Origin of the sequence: Crenobacter cavernae (genome assembly GCF_003355495.1) — a bacterium.
Taxonomy (GTDB): Bacteria; Pseudomonadota; Gammaproteobacteria; order Burkholderiales; family Chromobacteriaceae; genus Crenobacter; species Crenobacter cavernae.
This window is the reverse complement of record NZ_CP031337.1, coordinates 2,700,909-2,718,423: the sequence shown is the minus strand read 5'-3', so window position 1 is coordinate 2,718,423 and position 17,515 is coordinate 2,700,909. Positions and strand designations below refer to the sequence as shown.

General features: G+C 61.9%; 21 protein-coding genes and 2 pseudogenes. 12 read left to right on the top strand and 11 right to left on the bottom strand.

Annotation, left to right across the window (positions count from 1 at the left end; translation table 11 throughout):
• The first annotated feature begins 44 nt into the window (after positions 1-44).
• The 5 genes from DWG20_RS13210 to DWG20_RS13190 all read left to right on the top strand — a co-directional run bounded on the left by DWG20_RS13210 (position 45) and on the right by DWG20_RS13190 (position 3,786).
• Positions 45-218: a hypothetical protein gene (locus tag DWG20_RS13210; protein ID WP_181880921.1), complete on the top strand. Its 174-nt coding sequence runs from the start codon at positions 45-47 to the stop codon at positions 216-218.
• Positions 219-469: 251 nt separating this feature from the next.
• Positions 470-1,543: a prephenate dehydratase gene (gene pheA, locus DWG20_RS13205; RefSeq protein WP_115434239.1), complete on the top strand. Its 1,074-nt coding sequence runs from the start codon at positions 470-472 to the stop codon at positions 1,541-1,543.
• A gap of 12 nt (positions 1,544-1,555) precedes the next feature.
• Entirely contained in the window at positions 1,556-2,143 is a 588-nt protein-coding gene (locus DWG20_RS13200) for an LOG family protein (RefSeq protein WP_115434238.1), read from the top strand.
• Positions 2,144-2,150: 7 nt separating this feature from the next.
• Positions 2,151-3,248 (top strand): histidinol-phosphate transaminase, encoded by a 1,098-nt coding sequence (hisC, locus tag DWG20_RS13195; RefSeq protein WP_115434813.1) that lies wholly within the window; start codon positions 2,151-2,153, stop codon positions 3,246-3,248.
• A 79-nt stretch (positions 3,249-3,327) separates the two neighbouring features.
• A complete protein-coding gene (locus DWG20_RS13190) occupies positions 3,328-3,786 on the top strand; it encodes an OsmC family protein (RefSeq protein ID WP_115434237.1) in 459 nt (152 codons plus the stop codon).
• Positions 3,787-3,854: 68 nt separating this feature from the next.
• Here the strand turns inward: DWG20_RS13190 and DWG20_RS13185 are convergent, their stop codons facing one another.
• Positions 3,855-4,496, bottom strand: a complete 642-nt coding sequence (locus DWG20_RS13185) for a DUF484 family protein (RefSeq protein ID WP_115434236.1) — start codon at positions 4,494-4,496, stop codon at positions 3,855-3,857.
• A 27-nt stretch (positions 4,497-4,523) separates the two neighbouring features.
• Entirely contained in the window at positions 4,524-5,354 is an 831-nt protein-coding gene (dapF, locus tag DWG20_RS13180) for a diaminopimelate epimerase (RefSeq protein ID WP_115434235.1), read from the bottom strand.
• Between the two features lie 121 nt (positions 5,355-5,475).
• On the opposite strand from dapF, the gene DWG20_RS13175 reads away from it, so the two are divergent.
• The 4 genes from DWG20_RS13175 to DWG20_RS16015 all read left to right on the top strand — a co-directional run bounded on the left by DWG20_RS13175 (position 5,476) and on the right by DWG20_RS16015 (position 8,083).
• Positions 5,476-6,069 carry a TetR/AcrR family transcriptional regulator gene (locus tag DWG20_RS13175; RefSeq protein ID WP_115434234.1) on the top strand — a complete coding sequence of 198 codons (594 nt, stop codon included), beginning with the start codon at positions 5,476-5,478 and terminating at the stop codon, positions 6,067-6,069.
• Between the two features lie 38 nt (positions 6,070-6,107).
• A complete protein-coding gene (locus tag DWG20_RS13170; RefSeq protein ID WP_115434233.1) occupies positions 6,108-6,605 on the top strand; it encodes a DUF4442 domain-containing protein in 498 nt (165 codons plus the stop codon).
• A gap of 15 nt (positions 6,606-6,620) precedes the next feature.
• Positions 6,621-7,433: a crotonase/enoyl-CoA hydratase family protein gene (locus DWG20_RS13165; protein WP_115434232.1), complete on the top strand. Its 813-nt coding sequence runs from the start codon at positions 6,621-6,623 to the stop codon at positions 7,431-7,433.
• Between the two features lie 272 nt (positions 7,434-7,705).
• Complete coding sequence (locus DWG20_RS16015) at positions 7,706-8,083, top strand: hypothetical protein (RefSeq protein WP_147289965.1); 378 nt, start codon at positions 7,706-7,708, stop codon at positions 8,081-8,083.
• On the opposite strand, the gene DWG20_RS16010 is transcribed toward DWG20_RS16015, so the two are convergent.
• The 8 genes and pseudogenes from DWG20_RS16010 to DWG20_RS13125 form a co-directional block, all read right to left on the bottom strand.
• A complete protein-coding gene (locus DWG20_RS16010) occupies positions 8,055-8,471 on the bottom strand; it encodes a hypothetical protein (RefSeq protein ID WP_147289964.1) in 417 nt (138 codons plus the stop codon). The two genes, DWG20_RS16015 and DWG20_RS16010, sit on opposite strands and share 29 nt — an antisense overlap.
• A 162-nt stretch (positions 8,472-8,633) precedes the next feature.
• Entirely contained in the window at positions 8,634-8,984 is a 351-nt protein-coding gene (locus tag DWG20_RS13155) for a type II toxin-antitoxin system ChpB family toxin (RefSeq protein WP_115434230.1), read from the bottom strand.
• On the bottom strand, positions 8,978-9,226 hold the full coding sequence (locus DWG20_RS13150) for an AbrB/MazE/SpoVT family DNA-binding domain-containing protein (protein ID WP_181880920.1): 249 nt from the start codon (positions 9,224-9,226) through the stop codon (positions 8,978-8,980). The genes DWG20_RS13155 and DWG20_RS13150 overlap by 7 nt, the downstream gene beginning before the upstream one ends.
• Before the next feature lie 544 nt (positions 9,227-9,770).
• Positions 9,771-9,950: pseudogene (locus tag DWG20_RS13145) on the bottom strand (IS3 family transposase); the annotation flags it as partial.
• Positions 9,951-10,392: 442 nt separating this feature from the next.
• Positions 10,393-11,190, bottom strand: a complete 798-nt coding sequence (locus DWG20_RS13140; protein WP_115434228.1) for an SH3 domain-containing C40 family peptidase — start codon at positions 11,188-11,190, stop codon at positions 10,393-10,395.
• Positions 11,191-11,320: 130 nt separating this feature from the next.
• Positions 11,321-13,900 (bottom strand): patatin-like protein, encoded by a 2,580-nt coding sequence (locus DWG20_RS13135; RefSeq protein ID WP_181880919.1) that lies wholly within the window; start codon positions 13,898-13,900, stop codon positions 11,321-11,323.
• Between the two features lie 136 nt (positions 13,901-14,036).
• A pseudogene (locus tag DWG20_RS13130) lies at positions 14,037-14,216 on the bottom strand (IS3 family transposase); the annotation flags it as partial.
• Positions 14,217-14,282: 66 nt separating this feature from the next.
• Positions 14,283-14,603 carry a hypothetical protein gene (locus DWG20_RS13125; RefSeq protein WP_115434226.1) on the bottom strand — a complete coding sequence of 107 codons (321 nt, stop codon included), beginning with the start codon at positions 14,601-14,603 and terminating at the stop codon, positions 14,283-14,285.
• 138 nt (positions 14,604-14,741) lie between these two features.
• On the opposite strand from DWG20_RS13125, the gene DWG20_RS13120 reads away from it, so the two are divergent.
• From DWG20_RS13120 to DWG20_RS13110, 3 genes are all read left to right on the top strand, one after another.
• Positions 14,742-15,191, top strand: a complete 450-nt coding sequence (locus DWG20_RS13120; protein ID WP_115434225.1) for a hypothetical protein — start codon at positions 14,742-14,744, stop codon at positions 15,189-15,191.
• 167 nt (positions 15,192-15,358) lie between these two features.
• Positions 15,359-16,477 carry a tyrosine-type recombinase/integrase gene (locus DWG20_RS13115; RefSeq protein WP_245944725.1) on the top strand — a complete coding sequence of 373 codons (1,119 nt, stop codon included), beginning with the start codon at positions 15,359-15,361 and terminating at the stop codon, positions 16,475-16,477.
• 28 nt (positions 16,478-16,505) lie between these two features.
• A complete protein-coding gene (locus DWG20_RS13110) occupies positions 16,506-16,865 on the top strand; it encodes a translation initiation factor Sui1 (protein ID WP_115434223.1) in 360 nt (119 codons plus the stop codon).
• A gap of 37 nt (positions 16,866-16,902) precedes the next feature.
• On the opposite strand, the gene DWG20_RS13105 is transcribed toward DWG20_RS13110, so the two are convergent.
• The gene (locus DWG20_RS13105; protein ID WP_115434222.1) at positions 16,903-17,337 is read right to left on the bottom strand and encodes a DUF4124 domain-containing protein; all 435 of its coding nucleotides are present in this window, start codon (positions 17,335-17,337) and stop codon (positions 16,903-16,905) included.
• Positions 17,338-17,515: the final 178 nt, after the last annotated feature.

The window sequence follows — 17,515 nt, the reverse complement described above, 5'->3', positions numbered from 1 at the left end:
GCCGAGCCTTTAGGCTGGAGCCTCCCCGCGAGGAAAACCCCATCATGGACCGCACCCTGATCTACGGCGGCGTGATCGTCTCACTCAGCATGGGCATCCGTCACGGCTTCAGCTTCTTCATGGCGCCGATGACCGCCGACTTCGGCTGGAGCCGCGAGACCTTCGCGCTCGCCGCGCTCGACACCGTGTCGCGCCACACGGCTGGCTCGCCGACATGAAGGGCACCTTCCTAACCGCGTGGCGGCTGCGCGACCGCTCGCGGCGCTGCTGGCCGCGCTGTTCGCCTCCTATCTGCCCCCCCACCTTTTCGGTGACCGTCGCCAACCTGGTGAGGCGTGGTGCGGGGTTGGCCGAGCCCGTGCGGCACCAAATCCCGGGAAATGTCGCGACAGTCCTTGCGACGCCCGGCCATCTCGCGGAAACTTACCCGATTGGTAAAGGCCACCTGTCATCCTGAAAGACTGAGAACGTGTCGGAAGAACTGCTAAAAAAACATCGGGACGCCATCGACAGCATCGACGCCCAGGTACTGAATCTGCTCAACGAACGCGCCGAACACGCGCGCACGATCGGCGAAATCAAGGGGAGCGGCGTCGTCTATCGCCCCGAACGCGAGGCTCAGGTCCTGCGCCGCATCAAGGACATCAACCCCGGCCCCTTGCCGGGTGAATCGGTCGCGCGGCTGTTCCGCGAGATCATGTCCGAGTGCCTGGCGCTCGAACGTCCGCTGTCCATCGCCTACCTCGGCCCGGAAGGCACCTTCACCCAGCAGGCGGCGGTCAAGCACTTCGGCCACGCCGCGCACACCGTCGCCTGTGCATCGATCGACGAGGTGTTCCGCCTGGTCGAATCACGCCAGCTCGACTACGCGGTGGTGCCGGTCGAGAACTCGACCGAGGGCGCGGTCGGCCGCACGCTCGACCTCTTGGTCAACACACCGCTGAAGATCTGCGGCGAGGTGGTGCTGCGCATCCACCATCACCTGCAGCGCAAGACGCCGAGCTTCGACGGCATCCGCCGCGTGTATTCGCACGCACAGTCGCTCGCGCAGTGCCACGAATGGCTGAACAAGAACCTGCCGGCCGACGTCGAGCGCGTGTCAGTCGCGAGCAACGCCGAAGCGGCGCGCCTGGCGAGCGAGGACGACAGCTTCGCCGCGATCGCCGGCCAGTCGGCCGCCGAGCGCTACAACCTGATCAAACTCGCCGAGAACATCGAGGACGAGCCGAACAACACCACGCGCTTCCTCATCCTCGGCCTGCAGGACGTCGCGCCGTCCGGCCAGGACAAGACGTCGATCGTCGTCTCGGCGCCGAACCGGCCGGGCGCGGTGCATTCGCTCTTGGCGCCGATGGCCGACAACGGCGTGTCGATGACCAAGTTCGAGTCGCGCCCGTCGCGCGCCGGCCTGTGGGACTACGTGTTCTTCATCGATCTGGAAGGCCACCACGACGACAAGGCGCTGCAACTGGCGCTCGAAGGGTTGGCCGAGCGCGCCGCCTACGTGAAGGTGCTGGGTTCCTACCCGGTGGCGGTGCTGTAAAGGGGAACAAGAATGGAACTCGAATCGATTTGCGTCTTCTGCGGCGCCAATCCGGGCGCGCGCCCGCAGTATCTGGCCGCCGCGCAAGCCTTCGGCCGGCGCGTCGCCGAAGAAGGGCTGGCGCTGGTCTATGGCGGCGGCAACATCGGCCTGATGGGCGCGGTCGCCGACGCGGCGCTGGAGGCCGGCGGCCGCGTGCTCGGCATCATCCCGGGCTTCCTGAAGGACAAGGAAGTCGCGCACGACGGCCTGTCCGAACTCGTCGTCACCGAGTCGATGCACCAGCGCAAGGCGCAGATGGCGGCGCGCTCCGACGCCTTCGTCGCGCTGCCGGGCGGCTTCGGCACCTTCGAGGAGCTGTTTGAGATGATCACCTGGTCGCAGCTGCACCTGCACCAGAAGCCGGTCGCGCTGTTGAACCTTGACGGCTTCTACGACCCGCTGATGGCGCAGATCGACCGGGCCATCGGCGAGGGCTTCATCCGCGAGGAAAACCGCCCGCTGGTGACCGCTCACCCCGACATCGACGACTTGGTCGCCGCGCTGAAGACCTACCGCCACCACGCGGCCGACCGCTGGCTGCCGGCGGTGGCGGGCTAGGATGGCGATGGACCTGCAAGCGCTTGCCCCCGACTACATCCGCGCCATCGACCCCTACGTGCCGGGCAAGCCGGTCGCCGAACTCGCGCGCGAGATCGGCTTGGCCGAGTCTGACATCGTCAAGCTGGCGTCGAACGAGAACCCGCTAGGCCTGCCGCCGAAGGCTCGCGCCGCACTCGAAAGCGCCGTCGCCGGCCTTGCGCGCTACCCGGACGGCAACGGTTACGACCTGAAGGCGGCGATCGCCGCCAAGTTCGGCGTCGGCACCGATTCCATCGTGCTCGGCAACGGTTCGGGCGACCTGTTGGCGCTGGTCGCGCGCGCCTTCCTGGCGCCGGGCGACTCGGCGGTGTTTTCCGAATACGCGTTCGCCGGCTACCCGCTGGCGGTGCAGATGGCCGGCGCGCGCTCGATCGAGGTCAAGGCGCGCGATTACGGCCACGACCTCGACGCGATGCTCGCCGCGATCGAAGCGTCGACCAAGCTCGTCTTCGTCGCCAACCCGAACAACCCGACCGGCACGCTGATCAAACCGGGCGAACTGCTCGAATTCCTCGAGGCGGTGCCGGCCGACGTGCTGGTGCTGCTCGACGAGGCCTACGTCGAATTCCTGCCGCCCGAATCGAAGTTCGACAGCGTCGGCCAGCTGGCGGCGTTCCCGAACCTGATCGTATCGCGCACCTTCTCGAAGGCCTACGGACTGGCCGGCCTGCGCGTCGGCTTCGGCCTGATGCACCCGAGCGTCGCCAACCTGGTCAACCGCGTGCGCGCGCCGTTCAACGTCAACAGCCTCGCGCAGGCGGCCGCCTGCGCGGCGCTCGACGACGACGAGTTCATCGCCAGAACGATCAAGCTCAACCAGGAAGGCATGAAGGCGATCACCGACGCGCTGGCACGGTTGGACCTGCCGTACATCCGCTCGTGGGCGAACTTCGTCACCTTCCACGTCGGCGACGCCAAGCTGCTCAACGAGTATTTGTTGAAAAACGGCGTGATCGTAAGGCCGTTGGCGAGCTACAGGATGCCGAACAGCCTCAGGGTGTCGATAGGCCTGCCGCACGAGAACGCGCGCTTCATCGAGGTGCTTGACTCGGCGCTCGACTGACACGAGCGACACCGCTTTGTGGAGGGCTCCGCCAGCCTTGAGAACGAACCGTCTCGTGACAAGCACCAGGAGGAGGGCAATGGCTGAAGAAGTGATCCGGCTGACGCTGTCGCAGCGCCAGGACTATCGGTTCGACACGCGTTTCGACGACGGCCTGTCGCTGCTGGCCGATGAGCCGCCGCCTCTTGGCGCAGGCAGTGGCCCGTCGCCGACGCAACTCTTGCTCGCGTCGGTCGCCAACTGCCTGACGGCGAGTCTCTTGTTCGCTCTGCGCAAGCATCACGAGCCCGAGGCGCCGCTGCTGGCAGAGGCCGAGTGCGAGGTCGATCGCAATGAGCGCGGCCGGCTGCGCGTGACCGGCATCGCCGTCACCTTGCGGCTCGGCCTGCCGGCCACCGACTACGGCAAACTCGAGCGCATCCTCGCGAGCTTCGAAGACTTCTGTACCGTCTCACAGAGCGTCGCCGTCGGCATCCCGATGCGGACGACGGTGATCGATTCGCTGGGTGCCGTGCTGAAGACCGCCAACGAATCCTGATCGCTATCCTAAAAAAAGCTCGGCCAACCTTTGAAGGTTGGCCGAGCTTTTTTTAATGAACCGACGAATCAGCCGGCGAGCACGCGGATCAGCGCCGTCGACACCAGTTCGCCGATACGCGCCAGATACTGTGTGTGCATGCTGAAGGCGAAGCGCTCGGCGTCGTCGCTGGCGAGCACCATCAGGCCGAACGGCTCGCGTCCCGGCTCGCGCAAGGGCAGCTGCGCGAACGATTGCAGCACCGGCTGAGCCGGGAACCAGCCGAGCACCTCGTCGTTGGCGTAGGGGCCGCAGTAGGGCGCGGCAAGATTGCGCGCCAGCTGGCGCACCGCTTCGCGTGAGTTGTAGAGGGCCGGCGCGGCCTCGGCGGCAGGATGCCACAAGCGGATCGCCACGCGGTCGAGGCCGAATGCGTCGGAGAAAGCCGACAGCATCGCCGCCACCATAGCCTCGAGCTCGTCCTCGGCCAACAGCGCGAGAGACAAGCGGTGGGTGCGCACTATGATCCGGTCGTTGGCGTCGCCGTGCGCCATCAGCTGCGTGAGACGGCTTTCCAGATTCCGCTTCTGGTCGCGCAGTTCGAGTAGCTGCCGCTCGGCGAGCGGTACCACCACCCGCTCGGCCGACGGCTTCAGGCCGAACCGTTCCGCGTGAATCTTCAGGAAGGCCGGATCGGCCTCGAGAAACGCCAAAACCTCGTCGCTGTGCATCGCCACCTCAATCGTTGATCAGGCTATTCAGAATTCGACCTCACCGGAAAACACCGTGACCGCCGGACCGGTCATGTAGACCGGCTGGCCCGGACCGGCCCATTCTATGGTCAGGTCGCCACCGCGGGTGTGAACCTTGACTTGCGCATCGAGCAGGCCGCGGCGGATGCCGGCAACCACCGCCGCGCACGCACCGGTGCCACAGGCCAGCGTCTCGCCGGCGCCGCGCTCGAACACGCGCAGGCGGATCTCGCCGCGCGACACGATCTGCATGAAGCCTGCGTTGACGCGCTCGGGAAAGCGCTCGTGCGTCTCGATCGCCGCGCCGACTTCGGCGACCGGCGCCGTATCGACGTCGTCGACGACCTGCACCGCGTGCGGGTTGCCCATCGACACCACGCTGACCTGCCAGGTCCTGCCTGCCGCGTCGAGCGGGTAGTCGACTGCCTCGGTTTCGGCAAGGAAGGGAATCTCGGCAGGCACGAAGCGCGGCATGCCCATGTCGACCTTCACGCTGCCGTCCTTTTCCAGCTGCGGCACGATCACGCCCTTGGCGGTCTCGACGCGGATCGCCGGCTTGTTGGTCAGCCGCTGCTCGGTGACGAAGCGCGCGAAGCAACGCGCGCCGTTGCCGCACTGTTCGACCTCGCCGCCGTCGTTGTTGAAGATGCGGTAGCGGAAGTCGTTGTCGGCCTCGCGCGGCGCCTCGACCAAGAGGAGCTGGTCGAAGCCGATGCCGAAATGGCGGTCGCCCAGCTCGCGGATGCGCTCCGGGGCCAGGGTCACGGTCTGGCGCACGCCGTCGATCACGACGAAGTCGTTGCCGAGGCCGTGCATCTTGCTGAACTTGAGTTTCATGCTGTCGTAAGGAATGAGTTGGATGGCGAAATCGCCCTCATCTTAACCGATTCGCCCAGCCAGCATACTCATAAAATCCCGAAAATTGACAAGCTTACTGACCGGTAAGTAGAGTGCCTTCATGACAACACCACAGCCCCTGACCGCGCGCGACGACACCCGCAGCAAGATTCTCGACCTCGCCGAGCTGTTGTGGCTCGGCCGCGGCTTCAACGGTTTCAGCTACCAGCACATCAGCCGCGAGCTCGGCGTGAAGAACGCCGCGATCCACTACCACTTTCCGCACAAGGTCGACCTCGGCGTCGAGCTGGTGCGCCGTTATCGCCGGCGCCTCGCGCGCTATATCGAGGCCTCGGCCAAGCTCGACGCGCGAGCACAGCTCGAGCGCTTCTTCGCGCTGTCCGACGCCTATTTCCTCAACGAACAACAGATCTGCCCGAGCGGCAGCCTGTCGGCCGAGTTCCACACCTTGCCCGACGAGCTGAAGGCCGAGGCGGCGCTGTTCGTCGTCGACATGCGCGCCTGGGCACTCGCCATCGTAAGGCAGGGCAGGGAGGAGGGCAGTCTCGCCGCCATCGGCCGCGACGAGGAAACCGCCGACATTCTTTACGCAGGCCTGCAAGGCGCGCTGCAACTGGCGCGCATGGCGCCGGATCTGCTCGAACACGTGAAGTCCGCCTTGCGTGTTCAACTGGGCATCACGCCCGGCGTTTGATACCAAAACCTAAAACGACAAAACCCCACGAGGAATCCATGAACCGAATCCAGAACCGCATGAGCCGGCTTGCCGCGCGCTGCAACGGCCTGCCGACCGGCCTCAGAAGCGTCGTCCTGACCCGTCTGTTTTCCAGGTTGGTGCCGTTTCTCGGCACCGCCAGCCTGCGCTTCGACCAGGTCACCCCGCAGCAGGTGGTGGTCTCGGTGCGCAACCGCCGCAAGGTGCAGAACCACATCAAGGGCGTGCACGCTGCGGCGATGGCGCTGTTGGCCGAGACCGCGACCGGTTTCGTCGTCGGCATGAACGTGCCCGACGACAAGCTGATGCTGCTCAAGTCGATGAAGGTGAACTACCTCAAGCGCTCGCAGGGCGATATGCGCGCGGAGGCGACGCTGACTCCGGAGCAGATCGACGCGTTTCACCGCAGCGACAAGGGCGACGTCACCGTGCCGGTGATCGTCACCGACCAGAGCGGCGAAGCGCCGATCGCCTGCGAAATGGTCTGGGCGTGGATTCCGAAAAAACGTAATTAAAACAAGGAGACCAAGATGGACTGGAAGACGCTGGAACTCAGACGACACGGCGCCGTCGCCTGCCTGCTGTTCAACCGCCCGCAACAGGCGAACGCGCTCGACGCCGTATTGTGGCGAGAACTGAGAGAGGCGATGGAGTGGTGCGATCGCACGCCGGAAGTACGCGCCGTCGTGCTCGCCGGCAACGGCAAGCATTTCTGCGCCGGACTCGACCTGACCATGCTGACCAGCCTGTCCGGCGAACTAGAGGACAAGTGCGAGGCGCGCCTGCGCGAAAAGCTGCACGCGCTGATCGTCGCGCTGCAGGCCAGCGTCAACAGCCTCGAGGCATGCCGCAAACCGGTGATCGCCGCGGTCCACGGCGCCTGCGTCGGCGGTGGCCTCGATATCGCATTGGCCGCCGACATCCGTTACGCGAGCCAGGACGCGCGCTTCAGCGTGCGCGAGGTCGCGATGGGTATGGTCGCCGACGTCGGCAGCCTGCAACGCCTGCCTCGCGTGGTCGGCGAAGGGTTGGCGCGTGAATGGGCGTACACCGGCCGCGACATTCCGGCCGAAGAAGCGCGCAACGCGCGCCTCGTCAGCCGCATCCTGCCGGACCAGGAAAGCGTGCTGGCCGCAGCGCTGGAAACCGCACAGACGATAGCCAGCCGTTCGCCTCTGGCGGTGCGCGGCACGAAGCAGGTGCTGAACTACAGCCGCGACCACGGCGTACAAGAAGGCCTGGCCTTCGTCGCGCAATGGAACGCGGCGATGCTACTGTCCGAAGACCTGGAAAAAGCGGCGATAGCGACGCTCACCGGCGAGACGCCGGTTTTCCGCGATTGAGTTCCATCCATCCTGCGCCCGGAACAGCATGAACCGGGCGCAGGATTTTCGTGGAAGGAGCGGGACAAAGTGACGTCGATTAAATCCGTAAATCCATAAACGCTAGTTCGCATAATTTATATTATGTTATTTATTAGCCAAGATACTTAGTCGGGGGGGCTGTTTGCCGGCTTGCTCTGGGTGCCATGGCGCGGACCGCAGATACCCAAGCATGTCACCCGTCGTGCCGTCCATATTCGTGTGCCTCCATCCAGTCAGTTCGGCAACACTCAATGAATCATGAAACACAACACCCGTTAAATAAACGCGCCGGCGGCAGTCAGGCATTACAAGATCTGACGGTGGTGACGGTGCTCGATATCCGCCTTGGCATTGCCAACAAAACCGGCTGCGCGCTCCGAAATATCCCGCGTGACGCTCCTGAAGCACCCGAGGTTGATTCGCCAGAATCAAGACTGAAGCCCCGCGAAACATGCCGGCCAAAGCCGGCAATGACCGGGAGGGTTGCTGCGGGGATGCAAACACCGGCATCGGAGCCGATCCGAGAGGGCCAGGTCCCCCACAAATTCCGCATAATTTTTGACATTACCTTTATAATGTCAAATGCATTTTTAAGGCGTTTTATTGGTCTTTACAGGCTCTATGGCTAATCTGCCATTCGAGATTCCGAAGCCTTGTCAGGTCGTTCTGTTTCGCCCGACTGTTCATCAAGCGCCAGTGCGTCGCCCGCTTGTCCTCGAATAGCTTCCAGCATGGTACGCCGGGCGTCGCATAAACCACGGGTGGCGTGTATGCGACCACCGGCGGATTGTTCCTCGCGTAGGCCGCATCACGTTCACGATCGGCCCGGCCGTTGATGATTGTCAGAGAGGAATCCGGGTTGAGCGCCTTGGCCGTGTATCCCGGTGGACATGCCTCGTCGGTAAAGAGGCTCTTCCCCTTCGGCGATACGCACCGCTTGGGGTTGGCCGAGGCAGCCAAAGGCATGGTGACGAGCGCGGCAGCTAACAGCGTCGACGCGGTCAGTTTCGATGACATGAGCGAGTCCTGAAAATGACATTTGGGAGGCCGAGCTTACCATGCAGGAGTCTCAAAATGAGACTAAAGACGGGGGGTGTTGGAAGTGCCAAAACTGCCAAAATGGCAAAAAAGACGGGTATTACCAGTCACCCGTCTCACTTCGACCCCATGCGCCGGCGGTCAGGCGATGATTGCCTCGAGCTTGGCGAGCGCATCTTGGGTCACAAAATCGGGAACGGTTTCGACCTTGGCCGCCCTCCTCGCTTCGAGGTCGAGCATGCGCACGGCGCTCAACACGACGACCCCTTGGGTCTCGGTGCCGGAGCCGGCCAAGCTGACGGCGAAACCGGCGACGCGGGCATAGTTGCCGCCCTGGGTGATCGGCGCGACCAGGGCGACGCCGAGGCGGTTGAAAGCGGCCTTGGACAGCACCAGCGCCGGCCGGTAGTCGCCCTCCATTTCGCGGCCGGCTATTGGGTTGAGGCAGACGCGCACGATGTCGCCGCGGTCGAAGGCGTTGCGTCTCACCATACTTCTTTCCCTTGCGGCTTCATGTCGTGCCAGTCAGACAGGTCCGGCATCGCCGCCTTGGGGTCGCACTGAGCCAACAGTTCTTCCAGGCTGTAGGCCTTGCGCGCAGGCTCGATGATGATGCGGCCGTTCTCGGCGTGCACCTCGACGAGCTGGTCGAGCGTGAGGTTCGCTTCTTTCATCACGGCAGCCGGCAGGCGCACAGCCGGGCTGTTGCCCCACTTCTTCACAGTCAGTTGCATTTCAATCTCCTTTTGTATCTACATTGTAGATACTCGCATTCTAGGCCGGCTTCCGGAATGTGTCTACATTGTAGATACAACGAGGGCGTATGTAGCAAACCCCAACACCGTGGGGCTCCGCCCCACACCCTGCACTCGCCGTGAGGCAATCCCGGGCAGGTGTGCGCCCTTCGGCGCTTCAACTGCCCGGGCTTTGCCACGGAGCGTGGGTCTCTCCAAGGGCGTCAAGGGCGCAATCCTCGCCCGGTCCGCCGCTGCGCGGCGGCTGCGGCCTCCGGTTGTCCGTTGACCCCCTTTCCGCTCCAAAAGCAAACGGCCGCCCGTTGGCGGCCGTTGTGGCGTTCGTGCGTGGCCGCTAGCCGGCCGCCTGCTGGCGGCCGGAATCGCCGTTCGAGGCTTTTGCAGGGGCCGTAGTGCCAAAACTAGGCGGGTATTGATGTGGAGGCAACAGGGGCTGTAAGGATTGCCAGAGCTTCTGGCTGATGGCTTTCCATTTCATGCCTGCCAGATGAGGGCATACGCCGATGGCATCAAGTAGGTTTTGTTAACGGCTCTTAAAGGCCTCGGGGCTGATGCCGCCCAGGTGACTGTGACGGCGGGTTCGGTTGTAAAAGGCCTCGATGTAGTCGAACACATCCGATCGGGCCAAGTCGCGGGTTTTGTAGATCCGTTTGCGGATGCGCTCCTTCTTCTGGCTGCTGAAGAACGATTCGGCCGCCGTATTGAAGCTCCTATGTCAAGCAAGATGTGTCGCATCGTCTCTCAAAGGGGGGGGGCTGTCTTGCCCAGGGCCATTCACGGATCAACCCAAGATATCCATCTTGGTGCCATGTAAAATCCAACCGACGGAGCACTCCATACCCGGCGGTCGCTGCGAGCAGTCGACCTTTTTTCCCTTCTCCGGGAACATCACGCCAAGCCACCGTCCGCGCTGTTCGCATCGATATACGAAGCGTCCCGCCGAAAGTTTCGCAACGGAGGTCGATCCCAACAGCGGAGTGGCGTAAACCGTTACAGTTTCCAGCAATATGCGGGCCTCCCTTTCGCAACTTGCCCTGTCCAGCGGGGCGGGGGCCGCCACCTTCCTGAATTCTACGCCCGAGCAGGCGGCAACGGCCCACGCAAGGGTCAGGACGAGCCCGGTTGTGGGCCTCGTCCGTGCGGAGTTACGCCTGGTTGACCAAGTGGATGAAAGTGGCATTTTTAGGAGCTAGAAAGCCCGCCGCCGTTTTCTCATAGCGGGTAATGCTCACCGATTGATCGACATTTCCGCCGATGGCTAGAACATGATCCGGTTTAACGCTGACGATGATGTCGCTGTGGCTTTTGAACGCGTTGCCAGATGCAGCGTCCTCGAAGTCTTTCGGCGTTTCGCGCCATTTCCCGACGATGTCGCCGATTTGAGGGCGTTTTTCATGCAGTCGGAACCCCCAGAATGGAGCGTCGGTGTCGCTGTTTTTCCGCTTCAATATCGAATCGTGCATGAATTTCGAATGAGAGGCAGCAAACTTGAATTGTTTGTAATTGGGAACCTGTTTGCCTGCATTCCTGACCATGAAAGAGATGGCAGCGGCGGACCACGGGGTGTCCCTGTCCTTCCCGTCGAGGTCCAATTTGATAGACTGCCACATCTCGCCGACAAATTTATAAAATGGGTCGTGGTGCTCCATACCCTGGCCTTTTTCGAAGCGTAGCCACTCCTTGATTGCCTCGCCGACCAGCACCTCTCGTGCGAGAGAAACCGGGTCGCGCAAGGTCGCAACGCCGTCGATCTCGCTCTTCACTACGCCTTCCAGCGGCGAGCCATCGTCGATGACCCTTATTTTGACCCATCCCTCCTCACTGGCCGACCCCAGCTCCTCGACACGCAGCCCCAAGTGAAGAATCCCGATTCGCGTGCTAGCGGAGATGACGGGAGCCGACCGGATATTCAAGGCTTCCAAGTCTACAAACTTATCTCTCATGGTCGCTTTCCTTTCGTTCAATGACTAACTTGTATTGGCCCGATGACGGGAGGTCCGGATAGGCCGGCAAGATCGTCGATGGTGTCATCCCATTTTCAGGAGGATTGACGTTAGAAGCCATGTTCTGGGTTTAAAAGATATCCGCTATCCTCAGCAAAAGACCGTCCCATAGCTTGCCGAGCGGATTTTTCCACGCGAGAAGGAGGACTGCCCCCAGTCCGATGAATGCGGCAGCGGCGATCAGCCAGATGAGAATGCGTACGCGAAGAAACTTTGCAAAGCACCAAGTGAACAGGACTAAGGCACCTGTCATGAAAAGGATGAGCCTGTCTAGGACCTCGAAAAGGCTTTTGAGCAGGAACGACGCCTTCGTCTTGGCAAGCGTTTGACGGACGATTTTCAAAAGCGTGATCGCGCCGCGCCAAGCCCAGCTTATCTTCTTTTCCGGCGGGATTGCCGAGAGTTGCTGCCTCCCGATCAGGTCATCGCGCCGTGGAGGGCCCATTTGTGCGGCGGAAGGGCTCCGCACGCCGTAGATTCCCATGTCCAGACTGTTCATCTCTTCGATGATTTCACGGTGGGCCTCTTCAATTAGGCGTTTTTGCTCGGGCCCGTCAGAGATGAGTTTTCGAATAATGATTTCTGCGGTGTCGAGACGACCCCATGTCAAGTCGTTCCCTCTCCATTCTTTGTTTAAGAATCCGCCAAAATGAAAAAACTTTTCGCCGGCGATCTTGTCTTCGGTGCTCAGACCAGGGATGAAGTGATTCGCATCCGCCGGGCTGATGCGCGAAAAATGGATGTACTCCAATTCGGACGCCAATTCGTCGCCTGGCATCATCGGATAAATGATGATGTCGCGAAGATAAAAGCTGTCGAGCGCGTCGCGTAGCGCCCAATATCCCTCCATGATCCTTTGACAGAAGGGGCGTGTTCCCGGCACGTCGCTCGCTTTACTTTCCCATTGCTTCTGCAGTTCCGAATGCTCATTTTCGAGGCGCTGAAGGACGGTGGAATGCACGCCCTGGATGAACTCGAGCCGGCGGCGAAAAAAATCCGTCGCGACTATCCTGTCCGAAAGATCTATGAAGTGAGCGACGAGGTCCTTGCTTGTACTCGCCGACTTGGTCTTTTCGAGAATCTCGAGCAACTGTGCCTTGATGGCGACCAGTTCGCTCTTCAGTGCAGCGGCTTGGGAAAGTTCCAGCTGGGCGATCAGCTCGTCTTGGTCGTATAGCATTTCCTTTAAAAGGTTGAGCCGCCTCGTCGTCTCGGAAATGTATGACCATTCGTCGCCAGTCCCGCCCCCCGTGCCCTTGAGAGGCTCCGGATAGAGTTGTCGCACGATCTGGATGAGATATTTGTAGAGCCGCCGATGGTATTTCAGGTCGATCGCGCGCAGCAGTAGCGACTTGAACCGATAGATCTCATTCTTGACGGAAGAGACGGCGTCCTGATCCTGTGGAGAGAGAATCGAAAGCAAATCTCTCGCCTGGCCCGTCACCTCCATCAACAGCTTGAAAAAATCTTCTGTCAACTCGCGGCGGAGCCGCAAATCCAAATACCCATCCTCCTGTGCGCGAAAGAGTGCCGTCGGGGCGTCGGTTGGCTCAATATATCTGAGGTCGGAGAAGGCGCCTTCATGGACTCCAGCCTTGCTTTCCTTATATTTTGCGGCAACGCTCTCGTAATATTCGAGTGTTCGCCTCAGGTCGCTCACATTCTGGTTGCGCCGCTCGATATTCTGGAGTGCGGTGGTGATGCTTTGGTAGGCCGGCAGGTCGACGAGTGCTTTGAGCACGACTTCGGGCGCGCTATAGGAACGGGGGGCATCCTGGCAGGTGCGCGAATGGATCTTTTCCGGATCGGGTTCGATGTAAAAAAGGAGGCGCCTGATTTTCTTGTTCGCGCGCCGCTTGGCGATGGCTTGCAGGGCAAGTTCGATCGGCTTGTTGTCCAAAACGCCACCGTCGATGTGATAGGCGTCGGCCTCAAGGTGGAGCGCCCGACTGCCGAGGCTGGATTTTTTGACAAGAACCGGCGTGAATGCGAGAGGGAACGAAGCACTCGCCCGCGCTGCCTGGGCGAGAAGACATAGGTCCTCTTCAGTTCTGAAATCGTTGATCTCGATCGCGTCTTGCCCAGGCTCTTTTTTCCTGTAGCGAAAATGAAAAACCTGTCGATGCGTTCGGGTGGGGATTTCTTCGTGATCCGGCGTGGTGACCACCACGCGGTCGCCGTCGAGGTTGGTGGCGGTCAGAAAGAGGTCGATCGCCGGCTGCAGTGCCGATTCGGACGGCGGAGCGGCGCGTTTTGCAATCAGTGCCTCGAATATCTTGTTTTTGAACCTGTCGCCGTCTAGCAATGACTCGGGGCTGGATTTAAAAGGCCCGTAAAGCAGCTTGTCGATATCGCCTTCTTCCCGCCACAGCGTCAGCAACTTGCTGATGTCTCCGCGATTGACGATCGCATTGGCCAGCAGCGCGCCGTTCAGGCCGCCGGCCGAGGTTCCGGTGATGATATCGACCGACACGTCGCCGGAGCGGCTCTTTTGTTTCAACGCTCCATAAACGCCTTCGCCGTTGACCAGACGGAAAAATTCGACCGCTACCCCGCTCTCGTAGATGGCGAGCGCGACTCCTCCAAAAAAGGCTAGGGCGATGCGCGTTTCGTTCACCTCTTCGCTAGACAGTGCCTGTTTATTATCCATAAGCCCCTCCGGGTTGGATATTTGACCTGTATGCCATCGGAATCGAGTATGAAGCATAGTTGCTAGGATTTGGCATGACAAGCCGGAGAGGAAAGTGGACTGTTTCTAGAGCCGTAGACATTCCCGACCCTAGCGCCGAGTCCTGCTCAAAGGCATCGGGATTGACGCCGACCAAGTGACTGTGGCGGCGTGTTCGGTTGTAAAAGACCTCGATATAGTCGAACACGTCTGATCGGGCCAGGTCGCGGGTTTGGTAGATCCGTTTGCGGATGCGTTCTTTCTTCAGGCTGCTGAAGAACGATTCCGCGACCGCATTAACCCCAATCGCAGGACAGGACACTCACGGTGCAGCACAAAGCTCCTATCAGGGGCGTCCATACCATTAACAAAGCCGCTTGCTGATGTCGATGAAGACCGGTTCGCCGGCGAGGCCGGTCACGACGGCTTCGAGGTTGCGGCCGCGCGGGCGGTGGTCGAGGACGAGATCGACGTTGCACGGGTAGGTCAGGCACATGAACTTGGCCTTGGCCGACTCGTCGATGGCGAGGGAAAAGGATTCGTAGCCGACACCGATCTTGCTCATGTTGGTGGCGTTGGCGCTCTTGTTCTCGGTGAGGATGTTGAGCTGGACCATGTGGTAGTCGTTACCGGTGGCCTTGCTCTTGCCCTTCATTTCGAGGAAGCCGATGGCGGTTGCTTTCATGGGGGGTCCCTTCGTGGCGGAAAAGTGGCGCGGGCGGGTTGGCCCGGCGCGCTAGAATTTGAGGAGTGGGATGTATACGCAAGTGCGTATATCGAACAGGCTATATACGCACTTGCGTATAGTAAAAATGACATTTGCATGAAACAGTCGGTGGAGTACCTGGAAGAAGCGCTGACAAAGCTTGGCAAGAAGAGTGATCGACAAGCGGCGATCAAGCTCAAGCTCAGCCCACAGGCCATGAGCGGCTACAAAAACGGTGAACGGGTAATGGACGACTTCGCCTGCGTGATGGTGGCCGAGGTGCTCGGCGTCAACCCGCTGGAAGTGATCGCGGCCGCGAACATAGATCGCGAGAAGAGCGAGGAAAGGCGGGAGTTCTGGGCGGATTTCAGGAAGCGGCTCGGCGGCACACTAGGGCTGGCCGGGCTGATGACGGTAATGTCAATTCTTGTGGGGAGCCCCACCCCGGCGTTTGCGTCGAGTCCGAAGAAAATCAATGAGTTGGGCGGTTCGCCGATTTTTGCCAAAACATTTATAATGTCAAACAAAATTAAAACAAAACCAAACAAGCACCATGAGTGCATTTGACCAACTTACGCACTCAAAGGCAGGCACTACTTCACATGGCGAATACCACGCTACCGGCCCACGTCGTTCTCCCTCCCGCGCCTGACGGGCTGAGCGTCAACAAAGGCAGCAATCGCCCGGCGCAGGACGCCTCTTCGCTGCAGGCCCGCGACGACCGCGAAGCCATCATGGCCTGGCTTTCGCGTGTCGCCGATTCCGAGCACACCCGCGCCAGTTACCTCAAGGAGGCCGACCGGCTGTACCGCTGGGCCGTGTTCGCGCGCGGAAAACTGGTGTCGTCGCTGACGCACGAAGACCTTGAACTGTACCGGCGCTTTCTCGCCAACCCCCAGCCGGCGGCCGTCTGGGTCGGCACGCGGCGCGTCGGTCGCCATCACCCGGACTGGCGGCCTTTCAGCGGGCCGCTGTCGGAAAGCTCGGTGCGCCAGGCGCTCACCATCGTCAATTCGATGTTTTCCTGGCTGGTCGAGGCGCGTTACCTGGCGGCCAACCCGCTGTCGCTGGCGCGCAAACGTCGCGGCAAGGGCGCGCCGCGGCTGACGCGGCTGATCGGCCGCCAGCAGATCGACGCCTGCTTCGACGCGGTCGGCGCCCTGCCCTGCGAAACCGAGCTCGAGCGCAGGCATGTGTCACGCTGTCGCTGGCTGCTGCAATTGTTCCTGCTCAGCGGCCTGCGCATCTCGGAGGTGACCGGCACACGTATGGGAGCGTTCTATTTCCGCCAGGGTCAGGGCAAGACGCGCTGGTGGCTCGACGTGGTCGGCAAGGGCGAGAAGGCGCGCCAGATTCCGGTCAACGACGAGATGTTGGCCGAGCTGCGCCAGTACCGCGAGAGCCTCGACCTCCCTGCCCTGCCTTCGCCCGGCGAAGACCTGCCGCTGGTGCTGAAGGTACGCGGCCTGCGCTCCGAGCCGATGACGCGCCAGGCCATCCACACCATTCTGAAGACCGTTTTCCGCCTCGCGTCCGACCGGCTGACATCGCTCGGACGCGGCGACGAAGCCCGTGCGCTCGAACTCGCATCGGCGCACTGGCTCAGGCACACCGCCGGGTCGATGATGGGCGACGCCGGCATCGACATCCGCACGATCAAGGCCAACTTCGGTCACAGCTCACTGTCGACGACGTCGATCTACCTGCACAAGGACGACGACCACCGGCACGACGAGACGGCGTCGCACTCGCTGACGCAGCCGGACCCGGACGAGACCGAGACGCTCGAGTACTGGAAGGCGCGCGCCGAGGCGCTCGAAGCGCTGGTCGAAAAACTGAGCAAGGAGCGCTGAACGCGCCGCTATTAGGAAAGACTTAAAGATGAAAGCAAGAGGCCTCGGCGGACTGGTCTATTCGACCGAACACGGGCGGATGTGCCCGGGCTGCAGCCAGCCCATCGAGCGATGCCGCTGCGCGGCGGAACAAGCGCCGCCGCCGGGCGATGGTGTGGTACGCGTGCGACGCGAGACCAAGGGGCGCAACGGCAAAGGCGTGACGACGGTCGCCGGCGTGCCACTGCCGGCGGCGGAACTCGCCGCTTTCGCAAAGCGCTTACGGCAGAGATGCGGCTCGGGCGGAACGGTGAAGGACGGCGTGATCGAGGTCCAGGGTGACCACGTCGACGTACTGATGGCCGAACTGGCAAAGACCGGCTGGACGGTGAAGCGCGCCGGCGGCTGAAGCGCTCCCTGACCGTGCTCGGCCAACCTCGAGGACTTCAGAACGGCGGGCAGTTGGCGCGGCTCAGTCGCGCGTCGGCCGCGCGCAACTCGCTCAGGCTCGCATCGGCATGACCCGACGCGAGCCGCTGCTGCATCAGGTTCTTGTAGCGGCGCAGCTGGCGGCAGCGCTTGAGGACGTCCGACTCGTGAGTCTCGATAAGGCGCGCATCGGCGTCGCGTGCTTGCCGGTAGCGAGACTTGCGCGCCGGCTTGAGTACTGACTCGGCCGACGCCTTCGACGGTGCGGATTCGCTGCCCGATGTCACCGGCGCCTGCCAGCGCACCGACGAATCGAGCGGCTTTTGCCCGGCGGTACAGAACGGTTTGTCGCTGTATTCGATGCGGCCGTTCGCATCCTGGCAGCGGACCATGGCGCTCGCGTGGCCTGCGGCCAGCATCGACACGGCAAAGCAAGTCATCAGGCGTTTCATGCGGTCTCTCCGGTGAAATTTCACCGTAGACAAGGTCAGTCGCCATGACAAATGGCTTCGCCATCGGCGCGATCTGGAACGGCGAGAATGTCTACCGTTCCACCCCCCCCTCGTCGCAGAAGTCGTGCGCGATTTCGCTGAAAAAAGCGCCGTAGACCCAATGAAAAAAGCTCGGCCA

What these genes read in the sequence shown, in the direction of transcription:
- DWG20_RS13115 (WP_245944725.1), top strand. Translation starts at nt 15,359, where the DNA reads ATGGCCTGGCTTTCGCGTGTCGCCGATTCCGAGCACACCCGCGCCAGT.
- DWG20_RS13175 (WP_115434234.1), top strand. Translation starts at nt 5,476, where the DNA reads ATGACAACACCACAGCCCCTGACCGCGCGCGACGACACCCGCAGCAAG.
- DWG20_RS13120 (WP_115434225.1), top strand. Translation starts at nt 14,742, where the DNA reads ATGAAACAGTCGGTGGAGTACCTGGAAGAAGCGCTGACAAAGCTTGGC.
- DWG20_RS13155 (WP_115434230.1), bottom strand. Translation starts at nt 8,984, where the DNA reads ATGGTGAGACGCAACGCCTTCGACCGCGGCGACATCGTGCGCGTCTGC.
- DWG20_RS13140 (WP_115434228.1), bottom strand. Translation starts at nt 11,190, where the DNA reads ATGAGAGATAAGTTTGTAGACTTGGAAGCCTTGAATATCCGGTCGGCT.
- DWG20_RS16010 (WP_147289964.1), bottom strand. Translation starts at nt 8,471, where the DNA reads ATGTCATCGAAACTGACCGCGTCGACGCTGTTAGCTGCCGCGCTCGTC.
- DWG20_RS13200 (WP_115434238.1), top strand. Translation starts at nt 1,556, where the DNA reads ATGGAACTCGAATCGATTTGCGTCTTCTGCGGCGCCAATCCGGGCGCG.
- DWG20_RS13150 (WP_181880920.1), bottom strand. Translation starts at nt 9,226, where the DNA reads ATGCAACTGACTGTGAAGAAGTGGGGCAACAGCCCGGCTGTGCGCCTG.
- dapF (WP_115434235.1), bottom strand. Translation starts at nt 5,354, where the DNA reads ATGAAACTCAAGTTCAGCAAGATGCACGGCCTCGGCAACGACTTCGTC.
- DWG20_RS13185 (WP_115434236.1), bottom strand. Translation starts at nt 4,496, where the DNA reads ATGCACAGCGACGAGGTTTTGGCGTTTCTCGAGGCCGATCCGGCCTTC.
- hisC (WP_115434813.1), top strand. Translation starts at nt 2,151, where the DNA reads ATGGACCTGCAAGCGCTTGCCCCCGACTACATCCGCGCCATCGACCCC.
- DWG20_RS16015 (WP_147289965.1), top strand. Translation starts at nt 7,706, where the DNA reads ATGAATCATGAAACACAACACCCGTTAAATAAACGCGCCGGCGGCAGT.
- DWG20_RS13110 (WP_115434223.1), top strand. Translation starts at nt 16,506, where the DNA reads ATGAAAGCAAGAGGCCTCGGCGGACTGGTCTATTCGACCGAACACGGG.
- DWG20_RS13135 (WP_181880919.1), bottom strand. Translation starts at nt 13,900, where the DNA reads ATGGATAATAAACAGGCACTGTCTAGCGAAGAGGTGAACGAAACGCGC.
- DWG20_RS13170 (WP_115434233.1), top strand. Translation starts at nt 6,108, where the DNA reads ATGAACCGAATCCAGAACCGCATGAGCCGGCTTGCCGCGCGCTGCAAC.
- DWG20_RS13125 (WP_115434226.1), bottom strand. Translation starts at nt 14,603, where the DNA reads ATGAAAGCAACCGCCATCGGCTTCCTCGAAATGAAGGGCAAGAGCAAG.
- DWG20_RS13105 (WP_115434222.1), bottom strand. Translation starts at nt 17,337, where the DNA reads ATGAAACGCCTGATGACTTGCTTTGCCGTGTCGATGCTGGCCGCAGGC.
- DWG20_RS13165 (WP_115434232.1), top strand. Translation starts at nt 6,621, where the DNA reads ATGGACTGGAAGACGCTGGAACTCAGACGACACGGCGCCGTCGCCTGC.
- DWG20_RS13190 (WP_115434237.1), top strand. Translation starts at nt 3,328, where the DNA reads ATGGCTGAAGAAGTGATCCGGCTGACGCTGTCGCAGCGCCAGGACTAT.
- DWG20_RS13210 (WP_181880921.1), top strand. Translation starts at nt 45, where the DNA reads ATGGACCGCACCCTGATCTACGGCGGCGTGATCGTCTCACTCAGCATG.